Annotated in this window: 22 protein-coding genes; 17 read left to right on the top strand and 5 right to left on the bottom strand. The window is 68.9% G+C overall.

Going from position 1 to position 24,746, the window contains the following annotated elements:
• The first annotated feature begins 126 nt into the window (after positions 1-126).
• The 7 genes from AC4HOU_RS18800 (at position 127) to AC4HOU_RS18770 (ending at position 8,247) form a co-directional block, all read left to right on the top strand.
• Positions 127-570 (top strand): GyrI-like domain-containing protein, encoded by a 444-nt coding sequence (locus AC4HOU_RS18800; RefSeq protein WP_163811334.1) that lies wholly within the window; start codon positions 127-129, stop codon positions 568-570.
• The gene (locus tag AC4HOU_RS18795) at positions 567-1,013 is read left to right on the top strand and encodes a GyrI-like domain-containing protein (RefSeq protein WP_163811336.1); all 447 of its coding nucleotides are present in this window, start codon (positions 567-569) and stop codon (positions 1,011-1,013) included. Before AC4HOU_RS18800 ends, AC4HOU_RS18795 begins: the two co-directional genes overlap by 4 nt.
• A 254-nt stretch (positions 1,014-1,267) precedes the next feature.
• Positions 1,268-2,041, top strand: a complete 774-nt coding sequence (locus AC4HOU_RS18790) for a hypothetical protein (protein WP_163811338.1) — start codon at positions 1,268-1,270, stop codon at positions 2,039-2,041.
• Positions 2,031-4,190 carry an Rv1355c family protein gene (locus AC4HOU_RS18785; protein ID WP_194989381.1) on the top strand — a complete coding sequence of 720 codons (2,160 nt, stop codon included), beginning with the start codon at positions 2,031-2,033 and terminating at the stop codon, positions 4,188-4,190. Before AC4HOU_RS18790 ends, AC4HOU_RS18785 begins: the two co-directional genes overlap by 11 nt.
• 43 nt (positions 4,191-4,233) lie before the next feature.
• Complete coding sequence (locus AC4HOU_RS18780; protein WP_163811502.1) at positions 4,234-6,069, top strand: putative bifunctional diguanylate cyclase/phosphodiesterase; 1,836 nt, start codon at positions 4,234-4,236, stop codon at positions 6,067-6,069.
• Positions 6,070-6,158: 89 nt separating this feature from the next.
• On the top strand, positions 6,159-7,286 hold the full coding sequence (locus AC4HOU_RS18775; protein WP_195006988.1) for a glycosyltransferase: 1,128 nt from the start codon (positions 6,159-6,161) through the stop codon (positions 7,284-7,286).
• An 82-nt stretch (positions 7,287-7,368) separates the two neighbouring features.
• Positions 7,369-8,247, top strand: coding sequence for an SDR family oxidoreductase (locus AC4HOU_RS18770; RefSeq protein ID WP_195020028.1), 879 nt, complete (start codon positions 7,369-7,371; stop codon positions 8,245-8,247).
• Here the strand turns inward: AC4HOU_RS18770 and soxR are convergent.
• Positions 8,204-8,725 (bottom strand): redox-sensitive transcriptional activator SoxR, encoded by a 522-nt coding sequence (gene soxR / locus AC4HOU_RS18765; protein WP_195020027.1) that lies wholly within the window; start codon positions 8,723-8,725, stop codon positions 8,204-8,206. The genes AC4HOU_RS18770 and soxR overlap by 44 nt on opposite strands.
• Before the next feature lie 132 nt (positions 8,726-8,857).
• Here soxR and arcA point away from each other — a divergent pair, with 132 nt between their 5' ends.
• Both arcA and AC4HOU_RS18755 read left to right on the top strand, forming a co-directional pair.
• Positions 8,858-10,165, top strand: a complete 1,308-nt coding sequence (arcA, locus tag AC4HOU_RS18760; protein ID WP_228815150.1) for an arginine deiminase — start codon at positions 8,858-8,860, stop codon at positions 10,163-10,165.
• 10 nt (positions 10,166-10,175) lie between these two features.
• Positions 10,176-10,535: a GntR family transcriptional regulator gene (locus tag AC4HOU_RS18755; RefSeq protein WP_014352902.1), complete on the top strand. Its 360-nt coding sequence runs from the start codon at positions 10,176-10,178 to the stop codon at positions 10,533-10,535.
• A gap of 10 nt (positions 10,536-10,545) precedes the next feature.
• Here AC4HOU_RS18755 and AC4HOU_RS18750 read toward each other — a convergent pair whose 3' ends face one another.
• Positions 10,546-12,150 (bottom strand): dolichyl-phosphate-mannose--protein mannosyltransferase, encoded by a 1,605-nt coding sequence (locus AC4HOU_RS18750; RefSeq protein WP_416383073.1) that lies wholly within the window; start codon positions 12,148-12,150, stop codon positions 10,546-10,548.
• Between the two features lie 238 nt (positions 12,151-12,388).
• Here AC4HOU_RS18750 and rsmI point away from each other — a divergent pair, with 238 nt between their 5' ends.
• Both rsmI and AC4HOU_RS18740 read left to right on the top strand, forming a co-directional pair.
• Entirely contained in the window at positions 12,389-13,249 is an 861-nt protein-coding gene (gene rsmI, locus AC4HOU_RS18745; RefSeq protein ID WP_490724840.1) for a 16S rRNA (cytidine(1402)-2'-O)-methyltransferase, read from the top strand.
• A gap of 302 nt (positions 13,250-13,551) precedes the next feature.
• Positions 13,552-14,304 carry an isocitrate lyase/PEP mutase family protein gene (locus AC4HOU_RS18740; protein WP_490724839.1) on the top strand — a complete coding sequence of 251 codons (753 nt, stop codon included), beginning with the start codon at positions 13,552-13,554 and terminating at the stop codon, positions 14,302-14,304.
• A gap of 4 nt (positions 14,305-14,308) precedes the next feature.
• Here the strand turns inward: AC4HOU_RS18740 and metG are convergent, their stop codons facing one another.
• Positions 14,309-15,871 carry a methionine--tRNA ligase gene (metG, locus tag AC4HOU_RS18735; RefSeq protein ID WP_194991656.1) on the bottom strand — a complete coding sequence of 521 codons (1,563 nt, stop codon included), beginning with the start codon at positions 15,869-15,871 and terminating at the stop codon, positions 14,309-14,311.
• A 92-nt stretch (positions 15,872-15,963) separates the two neighbouring features.
• Here metG and AC4HOU_RS18730 point away from each other — a divergent pair, with 92 nt between their 5' ends.
• The 4 genes from AC4HOU_RS18730 to rsmA all read left to right on the top strand — a co-directional run bounded on the left by AC4HOU_RS18730 (position 15,964) and on the right by rsmA (position 20,363).
• Complete coding sequence (locus tag AC4HOU_RS18730; RefSeq protein WP_490724838.1) at positions 15,964-16,791, top strand: TatD family hydrolase; 828 nt, start codon at positions 15,964-15,966, stop codon at positions 16,789-16,791.
• 156 nt (positions 16,792-16,947) lie between these two features.
• Positions 16,948-18,075 (top strand): resuscitation-promoting factor, encoded by a 1,128-nt coding sequence (locus tag AC4HOU_RS18725; RefSeq protein ID WP_490724837.1) that lies wholly within the window; start codon positions 16,948-16,950, stop codon positions 18,073-18,075.
• A gap of 165 nt (positions 18,076-18,240) precedes the next feature.
• The gene (locus AC4HOU_RS18720) at positions 18,241-19,392 is read left to right on the top strand and encodes an alpha/beta fold hydrolase (RefSeq protein WP_194991653.1); all 1,152 of its coding nucleotides are present in this window, start codon (positions 18,241-18,243) and stop codon (positions 19,390-19,392) included.
• Positions 19,393-19,481: 89 nt separating this feature from the next.
• Positions 19,482-20,363: a 16S rRNA (adenine(1518)-N(6)/adenine(1519)-N(6))-dimethyltransferase RsmA gene (rsmA, locus tag AC4HOU_RS18715; protein WP_163811354.1), complete on the top strand. Its 882-nt coding sequence runs from the start codon at positions 19,482-19,484 to the stop codon at positions 20,361-20,363.
• A gap of 138 nt (positions 20,364-20,501) precedes the next feature.
• Here the strand turns inward: rsmA and AC4HOU_RS18710 are convergent, their stop codons facing one another.
• Together AC4HOU_RS18710 and AC4HOU_RS18705 are read right to left on the bottom strand one after the other, a co-directional pair.
• Positions 20,502-21,389 (bottom strand): DUF8832 domain-containing protein, encoded by an 888-nt coding sequence (locus AC4HOU_RS18710; RefSeq protein WP_490724836.1) that lies wholly within the window; start codon positions 21,387-21,389, stop codon positions 20,502-20,504.
• Complete coding sequence (locus AC4HOU_RS18705) at positions 21,389-21,595, bottom strand: heavy-metal-associated domain-containing protein (protein ID WP_163811358.1); 207 nt, start codon at positions 21,593-21,595, stop codon at positions 21,389-21,391. The genes AC4HOU_RS18710 and AC4HOU_RS18705 overlap by 1 nt, the downstream gene beginning before the upstream one ends.
• 134 nt (positions 21,596-21,729) lie before the next feature.
• Here AC4HOU_RS18705 and AC4HOU_RS18700 point away from each other — a divergent pair, with 134 nt between their 5' ends.
• On the top strand, positions 21,730-22,692 hold the full coding sequence (locus AC4HOU_RS18700) for a 4-(cytidine 5'-diphospho)-2-C-methyl-D-erythritol kinase (protein WP_490724835.1): 963 nt from the start codon (positions 21,730-21,732) through the stop codon (positions 22,690-22,692).
• Between the two features lie 236 nt (positions 22,693-22,928).
• Positions 22,929-24,746: an ABC-F family ATP-binding cassette domain-containing protein gene (locus AC4HOU_RS18695; RefSeq protein ID WP_163811362.1), complete on the top strand. Its 1,818-nt coding sequence runs from the start codon at positions 22,929-22,931 to the stop codon at positions 24,744-24,746.

Below are 24,746 nucleotides of genomic sequence, written 5' to 3'. Positions count from 1 at the left end.
CAGTTGAAGGCGACGTGCGCGAAACGATCTTGTGACCGGCACCGCCCGCCACGATTGGTAGCATGGCGGTCCTGGCCGACCGGATGCGGACTATGCCCGGTGGATTCATCTCGAAAGAGTCTTTCCATGCAGTTTGAAATCGTCGAGCGGGACGAGACGTGGGTTGCCGGGCTTCCGGTGCGCAGCCCGAAGCGTGCGCTGCGGGAACTGCGGGATCAGGACCTGGAAGCGGCGTGGGCCGCGGTGCTGCACCACGACCTCGGCGGGCCGCTGGCCAGCGCCTACACCGACTACTCCGCGGAGCTCGGCACCTACAACACCCAGATCGTCGGCTATCAGTGCTCGTCGTTCGACGAGGTCACCCGTGGCCATCTGGTGGCCCGGCTGCCGCGCGGCACCTACGCGCGTTTCTCCTCGATGGGTGAGTTCCCGCAGATCATGACCGGCCTGTGGACCCAGATCGCCTACGCCGAGGAACACAAGCAGATCAAACGCACCTTCACCGGCGATTTCGAGTGTTATCCGCACGCCTACAAGATCGATCTCTACCTGGCGGTCGATCCGCGATGAGCTATTCCATCGTCGTCCGCAGCGAGGCGATCTACGGCGGTCTGGTGGTGCCGCGGGTGCGGCCGAGTTTCAAGGTGAGCAACAGCGAGCTGATCGAGTTCCTCAAGGATCGCCTGCGCGATCGGACGGCGGGCAGCGCGGCCGCCGGCGGCCCGATGTTCACCGTCTATGTCCCCGATCCCACCGAGACCTACAACGCGCTGGTCGGTTTCGAGTATCCGGCGCCCGAGGCCGCTCACGTCGGTGATGTGCTGGTGCGGGTACCCAAGGGCGTCTACGCCCGGTTCGTGCCGAACGGCGATTACCACGATCCGGTCGAGGATGTGTGGGCTCAGGTCGACGACGCGACCGCATCGGCCGAGATCACCCGCGCTTACCGTGAAGAGATCGAGATCTGGCACGGCCCGCATTCGGTGGAGTTGTTCATCTCCATTCTGGTGTAGCTTGCCGTTAGTTTGCTGTACACGTACCAACCGGTCTCGTTTCTATCCCGGTATGCGGACTTGAGCGGCCTGACCTGCGGGTTTTTCCGGAAGAAAAATTGGTTTTCGGAAGATTAACCAGATATCTAGTCAATTCTGGCCCCGATGACCCATACTGCCCATGACGTACTCACTCCGCGTTCGGGGCGCCGGGTGAGTCTGTCTGATGGGTTCGATCACTGTGTGCGCGCACACAGCAACAGAGTAGGAACGTCATGGCTGTCGAAACGATCGCCGTCGACCTGGTTGAGACTTGTAGCGCCCCCGCGGTGCGATTTCACGACATCGTCTCCGGATGCGACTTCACCGCCACCACCCCGGCCGCCGACCCGCAGCTGTGGAATCGATATCTGGCGGGTGCGCTGGATGTTTACCGGCACTTCCGGGTCGAGTCGGCCCTCGAATACGACGCGGTGGCCGATGGCCGATCCACCACGCTGTTCTTCGCGGCGACCGACCGCAGCGGCGCCGTCGTCGCCGGTGTCCGGGCGCAGGGGCCGTACCTGCGCACCTCGGACGTCGGATCGCTGGCGCCCTGGGCCGGCCGCCCCGGCGAGCGTGAGCTGCGAGCCATGGTTGCCCGGCGGATACCGCGCGGCGTGGTGGAATCCCGTGGCGCCTGGGTGGCACGGGATGTACCCAACCGCAGGGAACTCGGCGCGGCGATCTCGCGCTGTATCGCGCACACCCCGCGCATTCTCGGCGTTCGGTACGGTTTCGCCACCGTGGCCGCCTTCACCACCGGTCGACATCGCGGCAGCGGCGGTGTCGCGGCCGATCTGATCCCCGCCGTGCCCTACCCCGACGACCGCTACGAGACGGTGCCCATCTGGTGGGACACCCGGATGTACCGGATGTTCGCCGATCGGTTGCAGTATCTGCTGATGTGCGATGAACTTCGAGATATGGGAGTGGCCGAGGGCGCGCTCGAGCGGGTGCGCCGCGGCTCCGGACGCAGATCGGAGAGTCGGTTCGGGTATGGCCGGTGAGGGTGACCGGGGGGTGGAATATCGGCCGTTGATACTGGATCCGCAGCACCCGGGCGATGCCCGGGTGCTGGCCGAACTGCGTGCGTGCGGCGATATCGAATTCAGTGATCTGCGCGATTTGCTGGACCGCGAGTTCGCCGAACTCACCGATCCGCCCGAACGCGTGGAAGGCCCGGAATCGGATCGCTGGATCTACTATCCGTGGCGCGGACGGGTTCTCGGATTGCCGGGCCCGCAGACCTTGCGCGCCATTCGCCTCGACCGCAATCGCAATAAGCTCACCCGCGATGAACAGCGCAGATTGCGCGAGATGTCGATCGGGGTGGTGGGCCAGAGCGTCGGCCACGCGGTGGCGTACACGATTGCGCTGGAAGGAATCTGCGGATCGCTGCGGCTGGCCGATTTCGACGTGCTCGAGCTGTCCAATCTCAATCGCGTGCCCGCGAGCCTGTTCGATATCGGGACGAACAAGGCCGTGGTCACCGCGCGCAAGATTGCCGAACTCGATCCGTATCTGCCGATCGAGGTCTATCGGGGCGGCGTCGACGAGGATTCGGTGGAGGAATTCGTCTCCGGGCTCTCGGTGGTGGTGGAGGAGTGTGATTCGCTCGATATCAAACTCGTCGTCCGCGAAGCCGCGCGCAGGCATCGCATTCCGGTGGTGATGGAGACCAGCGACCGCGGCCTGCTCGACGTGGAACGCTACGACCTGGAACCGCAGCGGCTGCCCTTCCACGGGCTGCTCGGCGGGGTCGCCGCGAGCGATCTACGTGGGCTGTCCACCCGTGACAAGGCGCCCTATGTGGTCGCGCTGATGGGGCCGACCGAGCTGTCCTCGCGGATGGCGGCCAGCATGGTCGAGGTGGGCGAAACCCTGAGCAGCTGGCCCCAACTGGCCGGTGACGTGATGCTCGGCGGCGCGAGTGTCACCACGGCCATCCGCCGGATCGGGCTCGGCCAGAAACTGCCGTCCGGACGCACCAGGGTCGACCTCGAATGCGATCTGGACGGGCTCGCCGAGCCGTCGCCGCCCGACGATCTGGACTGGGGCGCCGACGCCGGCCGCCCCGAGTCCGAGCCCGCAGATCCGATCCAGCGGATCCTGGCCTGCGCCCAGCGCGCGCCGTCGGGCGGCAACGTCCAGCCGTGGACGCTGCACGCCGGTGACGACGAGATCCGCCTCGCGCTGGACCCCTCGGCCACCACCGCCATGGACGTCGGCTTTCGCGGCAGCGCTGTCGCCCTCGGCGCCGCGCTGTACAACGCGCGGGTCGCCGCGGCCGCGCACGGCATGCTCGGTGCCTGCGAACTCGTCGAATCGACCGACCCGGGCGCCGCGCCGATCACCGCGATCCTGCGCCGGAGCGGCGCACCGGCCGACGCGCCCGCCGCCGATTATCCGCTGGCGCTGACCCGCGAGACCAACCGCAGGCTCGGCACCGGCGCGCCGATCCCCGCCGACGTGCTCGCCGGCCTGTCCGCGGCGGCCGCAGCCGAAGGCGCCACCCTGCGCCTGGTCACCGACCGCGCGGGCCTCGACCGCGCGGCCGCCCTACTGGCCGAGTCCGACCGCATCCGCTATCTCACTCCGCTGCTGCACGAGCAGATGTTCGCCGAACTGCGGTGGTCGGCCGATGACCTCGACACCGGCATCGATGTGCGCACGCTGGAACTGGCGCCCGACGAGCGGGCGGCCATGCAGATCGGCCGACGCGCCGATGTGATGGCGCAATTGCACAGCTGGTCGGCCGGGGCCGCGCTGGGCGATTACGCCCGCGATCGGGTGCGCTCGAGTTCGGCGATCGTCGCGGTCACCTTCACCGACCCACCGGGCGCAGATGAGCGGTCATTGGCCGGATATGTGCGTGCCGGCGGGGCCGTGGAACGGGTCTGGATCCAGGCTCAGCGCAGCGGTCTAGCGGTGCAACCGATGTCGCCGGTGTTTCTCTATTCGCGACGTGAGCGCGACTCGAACGCGATTTCTCCAGCGTACGCAGATACACTAGCGTCACTTCAAGGCTGTTTCCTGGACCTACTGGGAGTGCCGGAACATGAGACCATGGCATTGGTTCTTCGCCTGAGCTACGCGGCCGCGGCCGGTGTGCGCAGCAGGCGGCGACCGGTGCCTGGCGCGGACACCCGCAGTTAGCGCGATCGGAGACAAAGTGCCTCGGCGGACGCTCGACTCGTTGGTGACGGAGGTCGCCGCGGAGCTCATGGGTGTCGACGCCACGACGATGGTGTCGGCGACCGAGAAGGTCCTTGCCACGCTGGTCGACTATTTCGACGTCGATTTCAGCTACGTCCGGCATACCGATACCGAACGCCGGGCGACGGTGCTGGTGGCCGAATGGCCGCACCGGGCGAACGTGCCCGATCCGGACCCGCTGCGGGTGGTGTATTTCGAACAGGCCGATTCGGTGTTCCGCGCGCTCGAGCACGCCACCGAACCGTTCCTGGTCACCGGCTCCGACGCCGACTATCAGGAGACCATTCAGCGGGCCTCCGGGCTGCCGAATGTCACCTCGGCGGCGGTGCCGCTGGTCTCGCGCGGCCAGTCCACCGGTCTGCTCGGCTTCATCAAGGTCGGCGACCGGGAGTGGAGCACCCGCGAGCTCAACGTGCTCAAGGCGATCGCGGCCCTGTTCGCACAGCTGCAGGCCCGGGTGGTGGCCGAGGAGCGGCTGCGCTACATCGCGCTGCACGACGACCTGACCGGGCTGGCCAACCGCCGCGCCCTGCTCGAGCACATGGAGCAGCGGCTCAGCGAGGGCAGCCCGGGCCCGGTCGCGGCGTTCTTCCTCGACCTGGACCGGCTCAAGGCGCTCAATGATTTCCTCGGCCACACCGCGGGCGACAACTTCATCCGCAGTCTGTCCACCCGGCTGCGGGAGAACCTCGACCCGAACGACATGATCGCCAGGCTGGGCGGCGACGAATTCGTGATCGTGCCCGCCAAACCGATGGACGCGGTGGCCGCCGAACACGAGGCGGGCCGCATCCAGCAGCTCATCGGCCGCCGGGTCACCGTCGGCGGCGAGTCGGTGAGCCGGGCGGCGAGCATCGGCGTCGCGGTCGGCATCCCGGGCGAGACCACGGTCGCCGACGTGCTGCGCCGCGCCGACCACGCCCTGCTCTCGGCGAAATCCGGCGGCGGCAACGGCGTCGCGATCTTCACCGACGCCATGCGCGCGCAATTCGAACTCCAGGACGACGTGGAGCTGAACCTGCGCGGGGCGGTGAGCGACGGTTCGCTGATCCTGCACTACCAGCCCGAAGTGGACCTGCGCACCGGCCGGATCGTGGCCATGGAGGCGCTGGTGCGCTGGCTGCACCCGACCAGGGGGCTGCTGCCGCCCGGCGCGTTCGTCACCGTCGCCGAGGCCACCAATCTGGCCGGTGAACTCGGCCGCTGGGTGATCCGTTCGGCATGCGCCCAGTTCGCCGAATGGCGCAGACAGGGCCTGGCCGCGAATGTGGTGATGCGGATCAACGTGTCGCCGGTGCAGCTGGTGAGCCTGGATTTCGTGGAACGCATCGAGGACATCCTGCGCATGTTCGGCATCGACGGCAGCTCGGTATGCCTGGAGATCACCGAGCATGTGGTGGTGCAGGATCTGGCCCGCACGCAGGTCACGCTGCGCGGGCTCAAGCGGATGGGCGTGCAGATCGCCATCGACGATTTCGGCACCGGATACAGCTCGCTATCGCATCTGAAGGCGCTGCCGGTGGACGCGGTGAAGATCGACCGCGGATTCGTGCAGCGCCTCGGCGCCAGCACCGACGATCTGGCGATCGTGAAGTCGATCATCGGGCTGGCGGGCTCGTTCGGGCTCGGCGTGGTCGGCGAGGGCGTCGAGACGCCGGTCGCGGCGCGCACCCTGGTGGGTCTCGGCTGCTACCGGGCCCAGGGCTTCCTGATCGCGCGGCCGATGCCCGCCGAGGAGGTCGAGCAGCATCTGGCCGCGGGCCGCATCCCGCTGAACCTGGATCTGCCGCGGGTCGACCGCAACCTGACCGCGCGCTGAGCTCGGTTGGCCGGTTCTTTCACGCCTGTTCACGTGCCGTTCGGCAAGACGGTTCCGGCGGTAACCCGGTGCGCGTCACCATCGGCGGCGTGCGCATCGTGCAGCTGGCGAACTTCTACGGCCCGCGGTCGGGTGGGTTGCGCACCGCGCTGCATCATCTCGGCGAAGGCTATGTGGCGGCCGGGCACGAGGTGGTGCTGATCGTGCCCGGTCCACGCCGCGGTGAGGAACTGCTGCCGACGGGCGTCGTGCGGATCACCTTGCCCGCGCTCGCGATTCCGGGGACGGGCGGTTATCGGGCGGCCGACCCGCGCCGGGTGGCCGACGTGCTCGGCGGGCTGCGCCCTGACGTCCTGGAGGTCTCCGACCGGCTGACGTTGCGCGGTTTCGGCCGCTGGTCCCGGCGCCGCGATGTGGCGAGCGTGATGATCTCCCATGAACGCCTGGACCGGTTGCTCGGCCAGATCATGCCGCGCGCGCTGGCCCGCCGCTGTGCGGATGTGGCGAACCGGCGCACCGCCGACCAATACGACAGGGTGGTGTGCACAACGGATTTCGCGCGGGCCGAATTCGAGCGGATCGGCGCGCCGAACGTCGAACTGGTGCCGCTGGGCGTGGATCTCGACCTGTTCAGTCCGCGCCGCGCCGATCGCGGCCTGCGCGCCGATCTCGGTGTGCCCGGCCATCCGCTGCTGGTGCACTGCGGCAGGCTCTCGGTGGAGAAGCGGGTCGACCGCAGCATCGAAGCCGTGGCCGAGCTACGCCAGTTCGGAGTCGAGGCCCGATTGGTCGTCGCAGGCGACGGACCGCGCCGCGACGCGCTGCACCGGCGCGCGCGGTCACTGGCGCCGCTGCCGGGCGGGCTGCCCGCGGTGCACTTCACCGGATTCATCACCGATCGCGCGATGGTGGCGAAACTGCTGGCGACCGCCGATGTTTCGCTCGCCCCCGGCCCACACGAAACCTTCGGCCTCGCCGCGCTGGAGGCGCTGGCCGCGGGGACGCCGGTGGTGGCAAGCCGCTCCTCGGCACTGGCCGATATCGTCACCGCCGAATGCGGCGCCGTCGCCGACGACGATCCCTCGGCCTTCGCCGACGCCGTCACCGAGGTGCTGGCCCTGCCGCCCGCCGGCCGGCGCGCCGCCGCCCGCCGCCGCGCCGAGCAGTTCACCTGGCCCGCGGCGGTCGCAGGCATGCTCGCCGTGCTCGGTGGATGAGCGAATCGTTCCCGAACCTCGCCCCGGTCGGTAATGTCCGGCTGACATGCACTGCGGGACGAACGGATCGGAAGTGGGATCGATGGGTCGGGTACGTCGGAGGACGACGGTCGAGGGGGCCAAGACCCTGATCACGGGGGCGGCGAGCGGGATCGGGCGGGCCACCGCGCTGGCCGCCGCCGCGCGGGGCGCCGAACTGGTGCTCACCGATATCGACACCGCCGGGTTGGCGAGCACGGTCGCCGATATCCACCGCGACGGCGGCAAGGTACTGGTCGCGACGCCGCTCGATATCACCGATCACGAGGCCGTCGCCGCCTTCGGCGCCGATGTGCACTCCCGGTTCGGCAGCGTGGACGTGGTCATGAATGTGGCGGGCACGTCGGTGTGGGGCACCGTCGACACCCTCGAACATCGGCATTGGCAGCGGATGGTCGACGTCAACCTGATGGGGCCGATCCATGTGATCGAGACGTTCGTGCCGGAGATGGTGCGGGCCGGGCGTGGCGGTGCGCTCGTCAACGTCTCCTCGGCGGCGGGCCTGCTCGCGCTGCCCTGGCACGCCGCCTACAGCGCGAGCAAGTACGGCCTGCGCGGGCTGTCGGAGGTGCTGCGCTTCGAGCTGGCCCAGCACGGTATCTCGGTGCATCTGGTCGCGCCCGGCGCGGTGAACACGCCGCTGGTGCAGAGCTTCGAACTGGTCGGCGTGGACAAGGAGGATCCGCGGGTCCGCAAGCTGGTCACCCGTTTCACCAGCCACGCCGTCTCTCCGGACAAGGTGGCCACCGCGATCCTGCGCGGTATCGAACGCAACCGGTTCATCGTCTACACCTCGTTCGACATCCGGTTCGGCTACTGGTGGAAGCGCAAATTCGCCTTCCCGTACGAACTGCTGATGCGGGTGGCCAATGTGCAGTTCAGCAGGCTGCGGAGTTCTCTGCGCACATCGGATCCCCGGTAGCGTCGACGCCGTCCGGGCAGTTGAGGTGCACATCGAGCACGCGCGCGCCCGGGCCCTCGTCACCGAGGTGATCGAACTCGTTGACGATCTTGCAGCTACCCAGTGACAGACAGCCGCAGCCGATGCAGCCGGTGAGGTTGTCGCGCAGGCGCACCAGTTGGGTGATGCGTTCGTCGAGATCCGCGCGCCAGGTGGTGGACAGCGTCTCCCAGTCGCGCCGGGTGGGGGTGCGGCCCTCGGGCAGCCGGTCGAGGGCGTCGCGGATCTCGCTGAGCGGGATTCCGACCCGCTGCGAGATCCGGATGAAAGCGACCCGGCGCAGCGTTTCCCTGGCATACCTGCGCTGGTTGCCGCTGGTGCGCCGGCTCGAGATGAGCCCCTCGCGTTCGTAGAAGTGCAACGCGGAGACCGCCACTCCGCTACGCTCGGACAGCTGACCGGGGGTCAGCTCCTTGGCTCGCCAATCTGCTGTCGTCATTCGGCACTCCTCCTTTACCTCAACCCTACTTCAGGTTCTCGGTTGCGCGTGCGCGAATCGCCACACGTCACGCCGACAGCGGACACGCATCAATTCCGTGCTCTCCTGGCCGCGGCGAACTACGGTCGGAACATGGGAACAGATGCGGTACCGGCGAACCCCGGCAGCGGCCCGATTCCCGGTGACGGATGGGACACCGACCCCGGCACCGAACCCGCGCCCGCGCCGCGCCTCGCCGTGACCTCCGAGGTCGGCACCTTGCGCACGGTGCTGCTGCACCGGCCGGGTAACGAGCTGCGCAGGCTCACCCCGCGCAACAACGATCAACTGCTCTTCGACGGCATTCCGTGGGTCGAACGCGCCCAGCAGGAACACGACACCTTCGCCGGGGTGCTGCGCGATCGCGGAGTCGAGGTGTTGCTGCTGGCCGATCTGCTGGCCGAGACGCTCGCCGTCAGCGGGGCCGCGCGCATCCAGGGCATCTCCGCCGCCGTCGACGCCCGCAGGCTCGGCCACAGTCTCGCCGACGAACTCGCCGCCTATCTGCGCGGCGTCCCGGCCAGGGAACTGGCCGAGATCTTGATGGCGGGCATGACCTTCGACGAACTGCCCTTCGGCCCCGACCACACCTCGCTGGTGCGCCGGATGCATCACGGCGGCGATTTCGTCATCGATCCGCTGCCGAATCTGTTGTTCACCCGCGACTCCTCGTTCTGGGTCGGCCCGCGCGTGGCGATCACCGCGCTCGCCCTGCCCGCCAGGATGCGCGAGACCTCGCTCACCGATCTCGTCTACGCCTTCCACCCGCGTTTCCTCGGGGTGCGCCGCGCCTACGAATCCCATACCGCGCCCATCGAGGGCGGTGACGTACTGCTGCTCTCGCCCGGCGTGCTGGCCGTCGGCGTCGGTGAACGCACCTCGCCCGCCGGTGCGGAAGCCTTGGCGCGCAGCCTCTTCGACGACGATCTCGCCCACACCGTGCTGGTCGTGCCCATCGCGCAGAACCGCGCCACCATGCACCTGGACACCGTGTGCACCATGGTCGACACCGATGCGGTGGTCATGTATTCGGCGGTGCGGGAAACCTTGTCCGCGTTCACCATCCAGCGCGGCGACGACTACGACCACGGGGGCGCCGTCACCATGCGCGGGCCCGACCCGTTCCTGCCCGTGGCCGCCGACGCCATGGGTATCGGGAAGCTGCGGGTGATCGACACCGGGCTGGACGGCGTCACCGCCGAACGGGAACAGTGGGATGACGGCAACAACACCCTCGCCTTGCGGCCCGGTGTCGTGATCGCGTACGAACGCAATGAAATGACCAATGCCCGGCTGCTGGACGCCGGCGTCGAGGTGCTGCCCATCCCGGGATCCGAATTGGGTTCCGGCCGTGGCGGTCCGCGCTGCCTGTCGTGCCCGCTGTCCCGGGATGATGTGTGAGCTGGAGGCCATGCTCGAAATCACCGTGTCGCACGAATCCGCCGTGCCACCCTACGAACAGTTGCGGCTCGGCATCGTGGCACAGGTGCGCGCGGGCACGTTGACCGCGGGCACCAAGATCCCCACGGTGCGCGCGCTGGCTGCCCAACTCGGTCTCGCCCCGAACACCGTGGCCCGCGCCTACCGCGAGCTGGAGGCCGACGGCGTGCTCGAAACCCGCGGCAGGCTCGGCTCGTTCATCGCCTCCTCCGGCGATCCCACCCGCGATCAGGCCGGCCGGGCCGCCACCGAATACGTCGCCGCGGTACGCAGGCTCGGCCTCGACGACGACGCGGCGCTGCGCTACGTCAAGGCGGCGTTGGAGAGCTGACCGACGGCGCTCAGCGCCAACTGGGCAGCCATAAATGGTCCTGCCAGTTACCCGGCGTGATGGGCATGGCGGTCAGGATCGGCCACAGCCAGATGAAGTTCGCGATCACCAGGCCCAGATACAGGCTCACGATGAGCAGGCCGAGCCGATAGCGCTCGGTCGGTGGTGCGGCGACGAACGTGCCGGTGGGTCCGCGCGGCCCCGGAACCCGGCGCGCCGGTCCGAGAATGTCGCCCAGCGCCAGCGCCACCGCCATCGCCAGGAACGGCGCGAGCACCATGGCGTAGAAGAAGTACATCTGCCGGTCCAGGGTGATGAACCAGGGCAGCAGGCCGGCGGCGTATCCGGTCAGCACCGCGGCGTAGCGCCAGTCGCGGCGCACGATGGTGCGCCACAGCGCCCACGCCAGCACCGGGAACGCGATCCACCAGAGGGCGGGCGTGCCGACCAGCATCACGGCCTTGACGCACTGGTTCTGCCCACAACCGGTGACGCCGGAGTCGGCGTAGTAGTAGAGCATCGGCCGCAGCCCCATCGGCCAGGTCCACGGCTTGGACTCCCACGGATGATGATTGCCCGCCGAGTTGGTCAGCTCCTCATGGAATTCCAGCACCTTGGTGCTGTAGAACCAGAGCGAGCGCAGGGCATCGGGGACGAACGCGAAGGAGCCGCCCCGGCCCACCTCGTTGCCGACGGCCCACCGGCTGAACCCGGTCTCACTGGCGAACCACGCCCAGTAGGTCGCGAGATACACCCCGATCGGGATCAGCACCAGCGCGTAGAGCGCCGGCCCGACATCACGCAGCGCGGTACCCACCCATGGTCTGCGCACCCGGTACGCCCGCCGGGCCGCGAGGTCGAAACACACGCTGAGCAGACCGAACGCGGCGATGAAATACAGCCCCGACCACTTCGTGCCGCAGGCAAGGCCGAGCAACACGCCGGCGCCGAAACGCCACCAGCGCACCCCGAGCCGGGGCCCGAAGGCACTGTCTCCGAGGCGGCCCTCGGCGTCGGCGCGCGCTATGCGCTCGCGTACCTGATCGCGGTCGACGATCAGGCAGCCGAACGCGGCCGTCACGAACAGCGCGAGGAAGATGTCGAGCATGCCGATGCGGGAGGAGACGAACGTGACGCCATCGGCGATCAACAGCAGCCCAGCGATTGCGCCGATCATGGTCGAGCGCGTCATCCGGCGCACGATGCGGATCACCAGCAGCACCAGCACGGTGCCGGCCAGCGCGGCCGAGAAGCGCCAGCCCCAGCCGTTGTATCCGAACAGTGCCTCACCGAAGGCGATCAGCTGTTTACCGACCGGCGGATGCACCACCAGGCCGTAGGCGGGATTGTCCTCGACGCCGCCGCCCTTCAGGATCTGATACGCCTGCGGCGCGTAATGCTTTTCGTCGAAGACCGGGGTGCCGCCGTCGGTCGGGTAGTTGAGCATGGTGAACCGGGTCACCGCCGCGAGAGCGGTGAGGAACGCCGTCACCAGCCAGCCGCGGGCGGTGTCGAGCGGCCCGAAATCGGGGGAGGGGCGCAGCGGCGCGGGGCTCGACCAGGAACGTATCGGCCGAGAGGGCGCGACGGAGCGCTGGTCGGTCACCTGGGTCACGACCCGATCGTATGCTGTGCGCACTCGCGTTCCGTATTCGTGGCCGCGGCGCTGGGCCCGCGTCGTGCGTCGTCGCGCCGTTTCGTGCCCGGGCGCCGCGCGCCGATGGGTGTGCCGTGCCGACCGCATCGTGCGCGACGGCAGGACGGGCGCGCCTGCCGCGTTCCTGGCCCGGCCGGGGGTGCCCGTACGCTGCCATGGTGCGGCAAGTGACGTGGGCGATCGAGGCGGGACGACGGTGACCGCGGATTCCGGCCCGACCGGCAGGCTGGTGCTGGCGGCGACACCGATGGGCGATGTCGGCGACGCCTCCCAGCGGCTGCGCGATGGCCTGGCCACCGCCGATGTCGTCGCCGCCGAGGACACCCGCCGTACCCGATCGCTGGCCAAGGCGCTCGGCATCGAGATCGGCGGGCGCGTGGTCAGCTTCTACGACCACGTCGAGACCGCCCGCATTCCGGCGTTGCTGGAGGAGATCGAGTCCGGCAAGACCGTGCTACTGGTCACCGACGCCGGTATGCCATCGGTGAGCGATCCCGGATACCGCATGGTCGCCGCCTGCGTCGAGCGCGAACTCCCGGTCACCTGTCTGCCGGGTCCCTCGGCGGTCACCACAGCGCTGGCGCTGTCCGGGCTGCCGGTGGAGCGGTTCTGCTTCGACGGATTCCCGCCGCGCAAATCCGGTCAGCGCCGCGAATGGTTGCGCAGCCTGGTCGCCGAACCGCGTGCCTGCGTGTTCTTCGAGGCACCGCACCGGCTCGCCGATTGCCTGGCCGACGCGGTCGAGGTGCTCGGGCCCGATCGCCGCGCCGCCGTCTGCCGGGAGCTGACCAAGACCTACGAGGAGGTCGTCCGCGGCACCCTGGCCGAGCTGGCCGCCTGGGCGGTCGAGGGTGCCCGCGGGGAGATCACCGTGGTCGTCGAGGGTGCTCAGCCCACCAGCGCCGAACCGGCCGATCTGGTCGCCGAGGTCGAAGCGCGTGTGCAGGAAGGCGTGCGCCTGAAAGAAGCATGCGCCGAGATAGCCTCCACCACCGGCGTTTCCCGTAAGGAGCTCTACGACGCCGTCCTGGCCACGCGCCGGCAGGCCGACGGCTGAGCGCCGAACCGCACTCGCCATCCGCGCCGGTCACAGGGTTTACCAGTCGGCTACCGCACGCGGCGGTCACCGGCCGACCATGACCAGCGGACCGTCACCCGGCGGCTCCGATGGCGCCGCGGAATCGGCCGTGGTCTCGACCGGGCCGACTTACCGTCGACCAGCGGCGGGCGGCCGGTGTGGAGCTCGGACGTCGCAGGAACGGGAGACGATCGCCGCGCCGGTCCGCCCGGCACGCGAGGTGACCTGGGCCGGACCGCGTGCGCGTGCGCAATGCCGGTGATCCCACCATGATCGACCCCATGACCTCTCTCGAGCACAAGGCCAAGGAACTACTCGCACTGCATCGTCCCGGTGATCCGGCGGTGCTGCCGACGGTATGGGATGCCTGGTCGGCGAATCTCGCGGTCGGGGCCGGGTTCGCGGCCTTGACGATGGGCAGCCATCCGGTCGCGGATTCGGTGGGACGCGCCGACGGCGAAGGCATGAGTTTCGACGAGCTGCTGGCGCGGGTGCGGCAGGTGACCGGCGCCGTCGAGGTGCCGGTGTCGGTGGATATCGAGTCGGGGTATGGGCTCGAGCCGGCGCAGCTGATCGAGGGGCTGCTCGGCGCCGGCGCGGTCGGGCTCAATATCGAGGACACCGTGCACAGCGAGGGCGGGCGGCTGCGCGGCGCGGAGGAACACGCCGATTTCGTTCGCGGGCTGCGCCAATTCGCCGACGCGGCCGGTGTGCACGTGGTCGTCAACGCGCGCACCGATCTGTTCCTGCGCAAGATCGGCGACGAGGCCGACCGCATGGATCGCGCGATCGAACGGCTGCGCCTTGCCGCCGATGCCGGCGCCGATGTGCTGTACCCGGTCGGACGCCACCCGGACGCCGATATGCGCCGGTTGACCAGTGAACTCCCGCTTCCGGTCAACGCGATCGGGCTGCCCGCCGAGGCGGACAAGGTGCTGCTGGCCGATCAGGGCGTGGCCAGGATCAGCTTCGGCCCCTATCTGCAGTACGCGCTCGCCGCCGAAGCCAACCGGCTGCTCGCGCGCTGGGCGTGAGCGCTCAGTCCTTCGGCTCGACGTAACGCGGGTACACCGGCTCCGGCGCTGGCAGTGCCACCCCCGGCTCCAGCGGCGTCGCGATATCGGCGAAGGTCCGGTTCGGTACCGCGAGCAGATCCAGGATCTTGGCCGCCGAACCGGGCATCACCGGCTGGACCAGGATGGCGACGATGCGCACCACCTCGAGGGTCACGTAGAGCACCGTCGCCATCCGGGCCAGATCCTCGTCGGTGCCGGACTTGCGCAGCGCCCACGGCGCCTGCGCGGAGAAGTAGCGGTTGGTTTCGCCGAGGGTCAGCCAGATCGCCTCCAGCGCCAGATGCAGCTGCTGGGCGTCGAATTCGGCGCGGCAGCGCTCGAGCAGACCGTTCGCCCGGTCGAGCAGGGCGCGGTCCTCGTCGGTGAACTCACCGGGCGTCGGAACCTTGGCGTCACAGTTCTTGGCGACCATGGTCAGGCTGCGCTGCACCAGATTGCCGAACTCGTTGGCCAGATCGGCATTGATCCGGCCGACGATCGCCTCGTGGCTGTAGCTGCCGTCCTGGCCGTAGGAGATCTCGCGCAGCAGGAAGAAGCGCAGCGCGTCGAGGCCATAGGTGTCGATCAGTGCCAGCGGGTCGATCACATTGCCGACCGACTTCGACATCTTCTCGCCCTTGTTGTACAGGAACCCGTGCACGAACACGCGTTTGGGCAACTGCACACCCGCCGACATCAGGAACGCCGGCCAGTACACGGTGTGGAAACGGGTGATGTCCTTACCGATGATGTGCACATCGGCGGGCCAGAACTGCTGGAACGCCGCCGATTCGGTATCGGGGAAGCCGACGCCGGTCAGGTAGTTGGTGAGCGCGTCGACCCACACGTACATCACGTGATCGGGATGGCCCGGCACCGGGACGCCCCAGTCGAAGGTGGTGCGCGAGATCGACAGATCCTTCAGCCCCGCCTTGACGTAGCTGACGATCTCGTTGCGGCGGGTCGCGGGCGCGATGAACTCCGGATGCGTCTCGTACAGCTCGAGCAGCTTGTCCTGATACTTCGACAGCCGGAAGAAGAAGTTCGACTCCTCGGTCCACTCCACCGGCGTCTTGGTTTCGGTGGAGACGCGGCTGCCGTCGTCGAGCAGCGTGGTCTCCTCCTCGGCGTAGAACGCCTCGTCCCGCACCGAATACCAGCCGGAGTAGTTGTCGAGGTAGATATCGCCCGCCTCCAGCATCCGCTCCCAGATCGCGACGCTGGCCACCTCGTGGTCGGCGTCGGTGGTGCGGATGAATCGGTCGAAGGAGATGTCGAGCGCCTTGTGCAGTTGCTCGAACACATCCGAGTTGCGTGCGGCGAGTTCCTCCACCGGGATGCCCTCGGTGACGGCGGCCTGCTGCATCTTCTGGCCGTGCTCGTCGGTGCCGGTCATGAAGAACACGTCGTAGCCGTCCAGGCGCTTGAACCGCGCGATGGCGTCCGACGAGATGTACTCGTAGGCGTGCCCGATATGCGGCGCCCCATTGGGGTACGCGATGGCCGTGGTGATGTAGAAGTTTCGCTCGCTGCGCTCGCTGCTCATGGTGCATCTACTGTAATGCGCGTGCCATCTGACCTCCGCGTGAATATCCCCTCAGCGCACCGCCGGGTCACCGCGACGGGCGGTGCGCTCCGATGAGCGCCAAGCGTCCCGCTCCCGAACCGCCCGAGCCGCTGGCCCCGCTGGTCGACGCGCACACCCATCTGGATGCCTGCGGCGCCACCGATGCCGAGTCGGTAAAGGACGTGGTCGATCGCGCCGCCGCGGTGGGTGTCGGTCGGGTGGTGACGGTGGCCGACGATCTCACGGCCGCGCAGTGGGCGGTGCGGGCCGCGCACTGGGACGACCGGGTCTACGCCGCGGTCGCACTGCACCCGACGCGCGCCAACGCCCTCGACGACGCCGCCAAGGCCGAACTCGAGCGGCTGGCCGCCGATCCGCGCGTGGTCGCGATCGGCGAAACCGGCCTCGACTACTACTGGCCGGGCAAACTCGACGGCTGCGCCGACATCGAGACCCAGATCGAGGGCTTTCGCTGGCATATCGACCTGGCCAAACGCAGCGGCAAACCGCTGATGATCCACAACCGGGAAGCCGATCACGATCTGCTCACCGTGCTGCTGGACGAAGGCGCGCCGGAGACGGTGATCTTCCACTGCTTCTCCTCCGACACGACGATGGCGCTGGCCTGCGTGGCCGAGGGGTATCTGCTCAGCTTCTCCGGCACGGTCAGCTTCAAGAACGCCCATGAGCTGCGCGAAGCCGCCAAGGTGGTGCCCGACGAGCTGGTGCTGGTGGAGACCGACGCGCCGTACCTGACCCCGCACCCGTTCCGTGGCGCACCGAACGAGCCGTACTGCCTGCCGTACACGATGCGGGCACTCGCCGAAGTGCGCGGTCAGGACCCCGCCGAATTGGCGGAAATAAGCACCGCGAATGCGCGCCGGGTATACCGATTCTGACGTTTCCGCAGGTCGAATAAAAATGTGTCTCAGATCACTTATCGCTGAAGGTTTGTGATCTACCTGCACTGTCTATATCTGATCGTAATGTGAAAAAGTGCTGCTCCACGGCGCGCTGTTGTTCCGCGGGGACGTCTTCGTTATCGTCCTGTGACCATGTCCCCTTTAGCGCGGATCAACTCGTCTCGGTCGCCGCTGTTGTACGCGGCGATCGCGGCGCTGCTGATGATTTTGATCGTCGGCGCCGTCATGGCGATCGTGAACCGCAAAACCGTCACCGTGGTCGTCGACGGCGCGAAATCGACGCAGACGTCCATGTCGCGTGACGTGCGCGGAGTGCTGAAGGACGCCGGCTACCAGATCGGTGCTCGGGACGAGGTCACGCCCGCGCCCGACGCCGCCGTCACCGACGGCGCCACCATCATCCTCGACCGGGGCCGGGAGATCGAACTGACCCTCGACGGCCGCACCGAACGGGTATGGACCACCGGCCGCACCGCCGGCGCGGCGCTGGAGGAATGGGGTATCGACCCCGATGCCTTCGTCCAGCGCGGCCGCAGCCAGGAGCTGCCGCTCGACGGTGCCGCGCTCACCGTGGCCACCCCGCGGACGGTCTCGGTGATCGACGGCACCGCGGGGCCGAGGGAGATGCGGCTCGCCGCGCCGACCGTCGGCGAACTGCTCGACCTCGCCGGGGCTCCGCTGCGCGAGCACGATGTCGTCGAGCCGTCGGCCGACACCAGGCTGAGCGACGACATGCGCATCACGGTGACCCGCAAGCAACTGGAGACGCGGACCGAGACGCTGCCGCTGGCGCCGCCGGAGAACATCATCGAAGACCCCACCATGAACATGAGCCGCACGGTGGTGGAGAACGCCGGTGCACCGGGCGTGCACGACGTCACCTTCGAGATCACCCTGGTCAACGGCGCCGAGGTGGCGCGAAGGGAGATCGCTTCGGACGTCAAGGTGCCCGCCCAGCCGCGCACCATCCGCAAGGGCGCCAAACCGGGCACCGAGGTGCCGCCGGTACAGAACGGCGAAATCTGGGACGCACTGGCCAAATGCGAGGCCGGCGGCAACTGGAAGATCAATACCGGCAACGGTTACTACGGCGGCATCCAATTCGATCAGAGCACTTGGGAGCGCCAGGGCGGACTCAAGTACGCGCCCCGCGCCGACCTCGCCACCCGCGAAGAGCAGATCGCCATCGCCGAGGTGACCAGGGCCAAGCAGGGCTGGGGCGCCTGGCCGTCCTGCACCAGTCGTCTGGGCCTGAGCTAGCCGGGTCCGGATATCGCGAGCGCCACTTCCGACGACATAGTGGCGCTCGCGGCATATCACGAGCCTGCCCACCTGCGGGTTCGCCATCGCCCATCGAGGCCGTCCCTGCTGTCGTACACTCGTCCAGATTTGTGGATACGAGGGTCGGGGCAGAGGAGTGATTCGATGAATCTGCTGCACGTGGCCGGACGGTCGATGCTCGCCGTCGCCGTATCGGCCGCAGCCGTGCTCGCCATCGCGCAGGCCCCGGCCTCGGCCGCCCCCGCGGGCTCGGTGATCTCGGTGACCGCGCAGCCCGATGGCTGGCACGGCATGAGCGGCGGTTCGGTCATCGAGTACTGGATGAGCGGCTCGGACGGCACCCCGCGCCAGGCCAGCGGAGCGCTGCTGATGCCGGCGGGAACGCCGCCGCCGGGTGGCTGGCCGATCATCGCCTACGACCACGGCACCAGCGGGCTCGGCATGGGCTGCGGTGGCATGTCGCGGCCGGAGGCCGCGCCGTTCCCGAGCATGCAAGCACGCCAGGATCTGCTGCTTCGACGGCTGGTATCGCAGGGCTTCGCCGTGGTGGCGCCGGATTACCTCGGGCTCGGCACCTTCGACACCGGCCCGCACCCGTATCTCGAGCTGCGCACCGAGGCCACCGCCACCATCGACCTGGTGCGCGCGGCCCGCGCCACCCATCCCGAACTGTCGGCCACCTGGGCCGCGTTCGGCATCTCCCAGGGCGGGCAGGCGGCCCTCGGCACCGGGCACCTGCAGTCCTCCTATGCCCCGGAACTCGACTTCCGCGGCACCATCGCGGTCGACCCGGAATCCGATGTCGAGAAGCTGCTGCCGCTGGCCGGGCCGGGTGTCCCGTCGCTGCCGATGCTGGACGACGGGCTGAGTTTCATCGTCAGCATCCTCGCCGGGCTCCGCGAGGCACGGCCCGATATCGCCGTCGACCGATACCTCACACCGCTTGGTAAATCGGTGCTCGACGATGCCGGCGATATGTGTCTCGACCGGATCATCGAGCGGGTCGACGGGCTGAGCATCGGCGATCTGCTGGCCCGCCCGCTGTCCGAGGAGCCGATGCGTACCGCGCTGACCGAGTACATGGCGGTGCCGGTGCGCGGCTACGACGCCCCGATCCTGGTGCTGGCCAACGCGACCGACACGGTGGTGCCCTCCCCGCTGCACGGTGCGCTGATCGCCCAGTTGGCCGCGAACGGCGCCGACTTCCGGACGGTGGTCGGGACCGGCGAGCACGGCCAGGTCGATGCCCGGATGTGGGCGGCGATCGATGCGTTCCTCGCGGGCATGAAGCCCTGAGGTCGCGCCGGGCCGGGTGAGCCTGGCCTGTGGCACCAAACGCCTCCCGTGCGGACGGGCCGGGGCCTGCGGGTTGGTAGGTTCATCGGGTGTCCGATGCCGAAATCTCCGCCCGCGGAAGTGCCGCACTGCTCGGCCCCGCCGAAGTGCGGGCGCTGGCCGAACGGCTCGGCGTGCGGCCGACCAAGCAGCTCGGGCAGAACTTCGTGCACGATGCGAACACGGTGCGGCGGATCGTCGCCGCGGCCGGCGTCGGGCGTGACGATACGGTGCTCGAGGTCGGGCCCGGCCTCGGTTCGCTGACGTTGGCGCTGCTCGATGTGGTCGATTCGGTGGTCGCGGTCGAGATCGATCCGGTGCTGGCGAAGCATCTGCCGGTCACCGTCGCCGATCGCGCGCCGGAGTTGAGTGCGCACCTCACCGTCGTCGAGGCCGATGCGCTGCGCGTGCGGACCGGCGATCTGCCCGCCGCGCCGACCGCGCTGGTGGCGAACCTGCCGTACAACGTGGCCGTGCCGGTGCTGCTGCATCTGCTCGCCGAACTGCCGAGCATCACCACCTCGCTGGTGATGGTGCAGGCCGAGGTGGCCGACCGGTTGTCGGCGACCCCCGGCGGCCGGATCTACGGCGTGCCGAGTGTGAAGGCGGGCTTCTTCGGCACGGTGCGCCGCGCCGGTGCGGTGGGGCGTCAGGTGTTCTGGCCGGTGCCGCAGGTGGAATCGGGTCTGGTGCGCATCGACCGTTTCGCCGAACCGCCGTGGCCGATGGACGCCGAGCATCGTGCGAAGGTGTTCGCGGTGGTCGATGCGGCCTTCGCGCAACGCCGGAAGACGTTGCGGGCGGCGCTGTCCGGCTGGGCGGGCTCGCCCGCGGAGGCCGAACGCAGGCTCACCGCCGCTGGTATCGATCCGACCGCACGCGGGGAGACCCTCGATACCGCGGCGTTCGTCCGTGTGGCGGCGCAGGGCTGACGGCCCGCCCTTCGGGGTGCTCGGCGGTTGATGTGCTCGTCGAGGCAGGGAATGCTCGGCTCGAGGCGCCACGTTGACGATCACCCTCTGCGGGGTGGTACTCATCGGGCGAATGCAGGCCCGCCCGAACGGAACGCCTCAGTTATGGCCGCCCGGGTGTCCGCCTGTGGACGGCGCCGCATCGGAAACCTCCACGGTGAATTCGGCGGTGTGCACGGATCCGCCGTGCGAGAAGTCCAGATACAGCCGGTAGGCGCCGGCACTCGGTGCCTGCGCGTGGAAACTCACCTGCGGCCCCGGCGGTGCCGTGCCGACTTCGCCCTGCGGATGGACGTGCAGGTAGGCAAGGTCCTCGGTGCGTAGCGCGACCAGATGGGCGTAGGCGCCGAGGTAGGGGTTCAGGTCGGTGACCGGGACGCCGTCGCGGGCGATGTCGAAATGGAGTTCGCCACCCGCGGTGGTCAATGCACCGGCGCGGGTGACGGTGTAGCCGTCGACGGTCGCGGTGGCCGAGGGCGGTGGAAGTGGTTGCAGTTGCACGGTTCCGGCCACCGTGACCGTCCGGCTCAGTACCAGATCGCCAGGGCTGTCGCCGGCGGCGGGCACGAAGTCGGCGAAGACCCGGTAGCTGCCTGGCGCGTCCCAGGTCCAGTCGATCGACCAGGTGCCATCGGCGGCCATGTCCGGATGGGCATGCCGGTACTCGGTGGTGTCGGAGCGCGCCACGATCAGATGCAGCTTCTTGTCGTGCTGAGTGGTGAACTCGGTGACGGGCGCGCCGTCGGGTCCGGTGATATGGAATCGCAGCGTGCCCGCCCGGCCGGGTGTCTCCGGCGCGCTGATCTCGGACAGCGTGTAACCGGCCACGTGCTCGGTGAGGCCGAGCGCGTGGCCGGCGGGCGCGGTCGGCTGCCCGTCCGGCGCCGGCTCGGTCTGGTCGCCCACCAGGGCGCCGATACCGAGCGCGACGCCGAACAGCAGCAGCAGCGCACCGCCCACCGCGGCGAACTTGCGGCGATCCGACATCAGCTCGCGATCGCGTAACCGGCCTCGTCGACGGCCGCGGCGACGTCGGCGTCGGCCAGCGGCGCCGCGCTGTCGACCGAGACGCGACCCGAAGCCAGATCGACGTCCACGCTGGTGACCCCGTCGATCTTGCCGATCTCGGACTTCACCGAGCTGACGCAGTGCCCGCAGGTCATCCCGGTGACAATGTAGGTGCTGGTGGCCATGTCCCACTCCTTCGCTCGCGGTAATTATACGGTCTGGGGGTATCCCCGACACAAGTGAACATACCCCCTCGGGGTATCGAGCGCAAGCCGTCGGCGCGCGCACCTGTCGTGATCACCCATTACGCTTGGGCCTCGTGCTGTCCGTTGTGCCGAGCCCCGTCACCGTGCGTGCGCCGTCGAAGGTGAACCTCCATCTCGGAGTCGGTGACCTGCGCCCGGACGGATACCACGATCTCACCACCGTGTTCCAGGCGCTGTCGCTCAGTGACGATCTGGAAATCGCGCCCGCGGCCTCGCTGACGGTGCGGGTCACCGGCGAGGGCGCGAGCGAAGTGCCCACCGACCGCACCAATCTGGTGTGGAAGGCGGCGGTGCGGCTGGCCCATCTGGCCGGGCGGGCGCCGCTGGTGGAGATCTCGATCAGCAAGGGCATCCCGGTGGCTGGTGGCATGGCCGGTGGCAGCGCCGATGCCGCCGCCACCCTGGTCGGGTTGAACGAACTGTGGGATCTGGGCCTGTCCCGTGAGGAACTCACCGCGGTGGCGGCCGAACTCGGCAGCGACGTTCCGTTCTCGCTGCACGGCGGAACCGCGCTCGGCACCGGACGCGGCGAGCGGCTGTTGCCGGTGTTGTCGCGCAACACCTTCCACTGGGTGATCGCGCTCGCCAAAGGCGGTCTGTCCACACCGGCCGTCTACCACGAGCTGGATCGCCTGCGCGAGATCGGCGATCCGCCACGGCGGGGCGCACCGCAGGAACTCATGCAGGCGTTGGCCTCCGGCGACCCGAAACAGCTCGCCCCGCTGCTCGGCAACGACCTCCAGGCGGCGGCGGTGTCGCTGAAACCCGAGCTGCGCCGCACGCTGCGGGCCGGGGTCGGCGCGGGTGCGCTGGCGGGTCTCGTCTCCGGTTCCGGCCCGACCTGCGCGTTCCTGTGCGAATCGGAAGAGTCCGCCGTCGCGGTGGCCGCGGAGCTGGCCGGTGCCGGGGTGAGCCGCAGTATCCGCACGGCCACCGGCCCGGTCCCCGGCGCCCGGGTGGTCGGGGGTGAGGGTCCGCATCCGCAGCCGCGGCGCGAGGGCGGCAAGATCGGCTGATCCGCGGGTCGTCGACGGGTGCAGCGAACTCGACGGCGGTCGATGCGATGGTGCGGTCGAAGGTCGGCATTCGTCCACACCTGAGTAATCGCGGTTCGACGGGCGCACGGTGGGCCCCGCCGATTGCCGGACGGGGGCGTTCACAGTCCAGTCGGTACCCTTGCTCGGGGCAGGCGAGTCGACCGGCCTCCACGGGGGTGGACCACACAACGCCCGGTAAGGCACGGAAAGGTTTCATGTCCAACCTGATCAACCTCGAACAGGTCAGCAAGAGCTTCGGCATCAAACCGCTGCTCGATGACGTCTCCCTCGGCGTGCACGCGGGCGAGCGCATCGGCGTCGTCGGCCTCAACGGCGGCGGCAAGACCACCCTGCTCGAGGTGCTGACCGGCATCGAGGAACCCGACAGCGGTCGCGTCAGCCGGGTCGGCGGGTTGCGCATGGCCGTCGTCACCCAGCGTGGGGTGCTGCCCGAGGGCGCCACCGTCGGCTCGGTGGTGCTGGCCGGATTGGCCGACGACGCCCTGACCGATTCGGTGGCCGAACACGAATGGGCCGCCAACCCGCGCATCCGTTCGGTGATGGAGGGCATCGGCATCGCCGGGCTCGGCCTCGACACCACGGTCGACAACCTCTCCGGTGGTGAACGCCGCCGCGTCGCGCTGGCCGCCGCGCTGGTGCGTGATCTGGATCTGCTGGTACTCGACGAGCCGACCAACCATCTCGATGTGGAGGGTGTGCGCTGGCTGGCCGATCATCTGCTGGCCCGCCGCAGCGCGCTGGTCGTGGTCACCCACGATCGCTGGTTCCTCGATACCGTCGCCACCCAGACCTGGGAGGTCGTCGGCGGCAAGGTGGAAAGCTATGAGGGCGGCTACGGCGACTGGATCTTCGCCCGCGCCGAACGCGCACGGCAGGCCGACGCCTCCGAGGCGCGCCGGCGCAACCTGGCTCGCAAGGAGCTGGCCTGGCTGCGGCGCGGCCCGCAGGCCCGCACCTCCAAACCGCGCTACCGGGTGGAGGCGGCCGAGGCGCTGATCGCCGATGTGCCGCCGCCGCGTGACAGTGTTTCGCTGAGCGCGTTCGCCCGTAAACGGCTGGGCCGCGTCGTCATCGAACTCGAGGACACCACGCTCACCACGCCCGACGGACGCGAATTGGTGCGCGATCTGACCTGGCGGCTCGCGCCGGGCGAGCGGGTGGGCCTGGTCGGCGTGAACGGTTCCGGCAAGACCACCTTGCTGCGCGCCCTCGCCGGTGACGCGGAACTCGCCGCTGGCAAGCGGATTCAGGGCCAGACCGTGCAGATCGGCTGGCTGCGACAGGAACTCGACGATCTGCCCACCGATATGCGGGTGCTGGAAGCGGTGCAGCAGATCGCGATGCGGATCATGCTCGGCGACAAGGAGATTTCGGCCGGTCAGCTGGCCGAGCGGCTCGGTTTCACGCCGGCTCGCCAGCGCACTCCGGTCGGCGATCTGTCCGGTGGTGAGCGCCGTCGTCTGCAGCTGACCCGGATCCTGATGTCGGAGCCGAATGTGCTGCTGCTCGACGAGCCGACCAACGACCTCGACATCGACACCCTGCAACAGCTAGAGGATCTGCTCGACAACTGGGCCGGAACGCTGGTGGTGATCAGCCACGACCGGTATCTGATCGAGCGGATCTGTGATTCCACCTGGGCGCTGTTCGGCGACGGCAAACTCACCAACCTGCCCGGCGGGATCGAGGAGTACCTCACCCGTCGTGCCGCACAGCAGACGACCCGCTCGACCGCGCCCAAGCCGGCGTCGGCGAGCGCCGGCTCCACCTCGGCGGCAGCCGCAGCACCGGTGACCGACTCGGCCGCCTACCGCGCCGCGCGCAAGGAATTGACGCGCCTGGAACGCTCCATCGACAAACTCACCGAACGCGAGCAGCGCCTGCACACCGCGCTCGCCGACGCCGCCACCGACCCGGACAAGCTCCTCACCCTCGGCGCCGAACTGAAGCAGGTGCTGGCCGAAAAGGAAGCGGCCGAGCAGCGTTGGATGGAACTCGCCGACGAAGCGTGA

This window comes from Nocardia sp. JCM 38205 (assembly GCF_058222935.1).
The sequence above is the reverse complement of the archived record's forward strand: the minus strand, read 5'-3'. Positions and strand labels throughout refer to the sequence as shown.

Coding starts and splice junctions, on each gene's coding strand:
- AC4HOU_RS18800 (WP_163811334.1), top strand. CDS start 127: ATGCAGTTTGAAATCGTCGAGCGGGACGAGACGTGGGTTGCCGGGCTT.
- AC4HOU_RS18795 (WP_163811336.1), top strand. CDS start 567: ATGAGCTATTCCATCGTCGTCCGCAGCGAGGCGATCTACGGCGGTCTG.
- AC4HOU_RS18790 (WP_163811338.1), top strand. CDS start 1,268: ATGGCTGTCGAAACGATCGCCGTCGACCTGGTTGAGACTTGTAGCGCC.
- AC4HOU_RS18785 (WP_194989381.1), top strand. CDS start 2,031: ATGGCCGGTGAGGGTGACCGGGGGGTGGAATATCGGCCGTTGATACTG.
- AC4HOU_RS18770 (WP_195020028.1), top strand. CDS start 7,369: ATGGGTCGGGTACGTCGGAGGACGACGGTCGAGGGGGCCAAGACCCTG.
- soxR (WP_195020027.1), bottom strand. CDS start 8,725: ATGACGACAGCAGATTGGCGAGCCAAGGAGCTGACCCCCGGTCAGCTG.
- arcA (WP_228815150.1), top strand. CDS start 8,858: ATGGGAACAGATGCGGTACCGGCGAACCCCGGCAGCGGCCCGATTCCC.
- AC4HOU_RS18755 (WP_014352902.1), top strand. CDS start 10,176: ATGCTCGAAATCACCGTGTCGCACGAATCCGCCGTGCCACCCTACGAA.
- AC4HOU_RS18740 (WP_490724839.1), top strand. CDS start 13,552: ATGACCTCTCTCGAGCACAAGGCCAAGGAACTACTCGCACTGCATCGT.
- metG (WP_194991656.1), bottom strand. CDS start 15,871: ATGAGCAGCGAGCGCAGCGAGCGAAACTTCTACATCACCACGGCCATC.
- AC4HOU_RS18730 (WP_490724838.1), top strand. CDS start 15,964: ATGAGCGCCAAGCGTCCCGCTCCCGAACCGCCCGAGCCGCTGGCCCCG.
- AC4HOU_RS18725 (WP_490724837.1), top strand. CDS start 16,948: ATGTCCCCTTTAGCGCGGATCAACTCGTCTCGGTCGCCGCTGTTGTAC.
- AC4HOU_RS18720 (WP_194991653.1), top strand. CDS start 18,241: ATGAATCTGCTGCACGTGGCCGGACGGTCGATGCTCGCCGTCGCCGTA.
- AC4HOU_RS18710 (WP_490724836.1), bottom strand. CDS start 21,389: ATGTCGGATCGCCGCAAGTTCGCCGCGGTGGGCGGTGCGCTGCTGCTG.
- AC4HOU_RS18705 (WP_163811358.1), bottom strand. CDS start 21,595: ATGGCCACCAGCACCTACATTGTCACCGGGATGACCTGCGGGCACTGC.
- AC4HOU_RS18695 (WP_163811362.1), top strand. CDS start 22,929: ATGTCCAACCTGATCAACCTCGAACAGGTCAGCAAGAGCTTCGGCATC.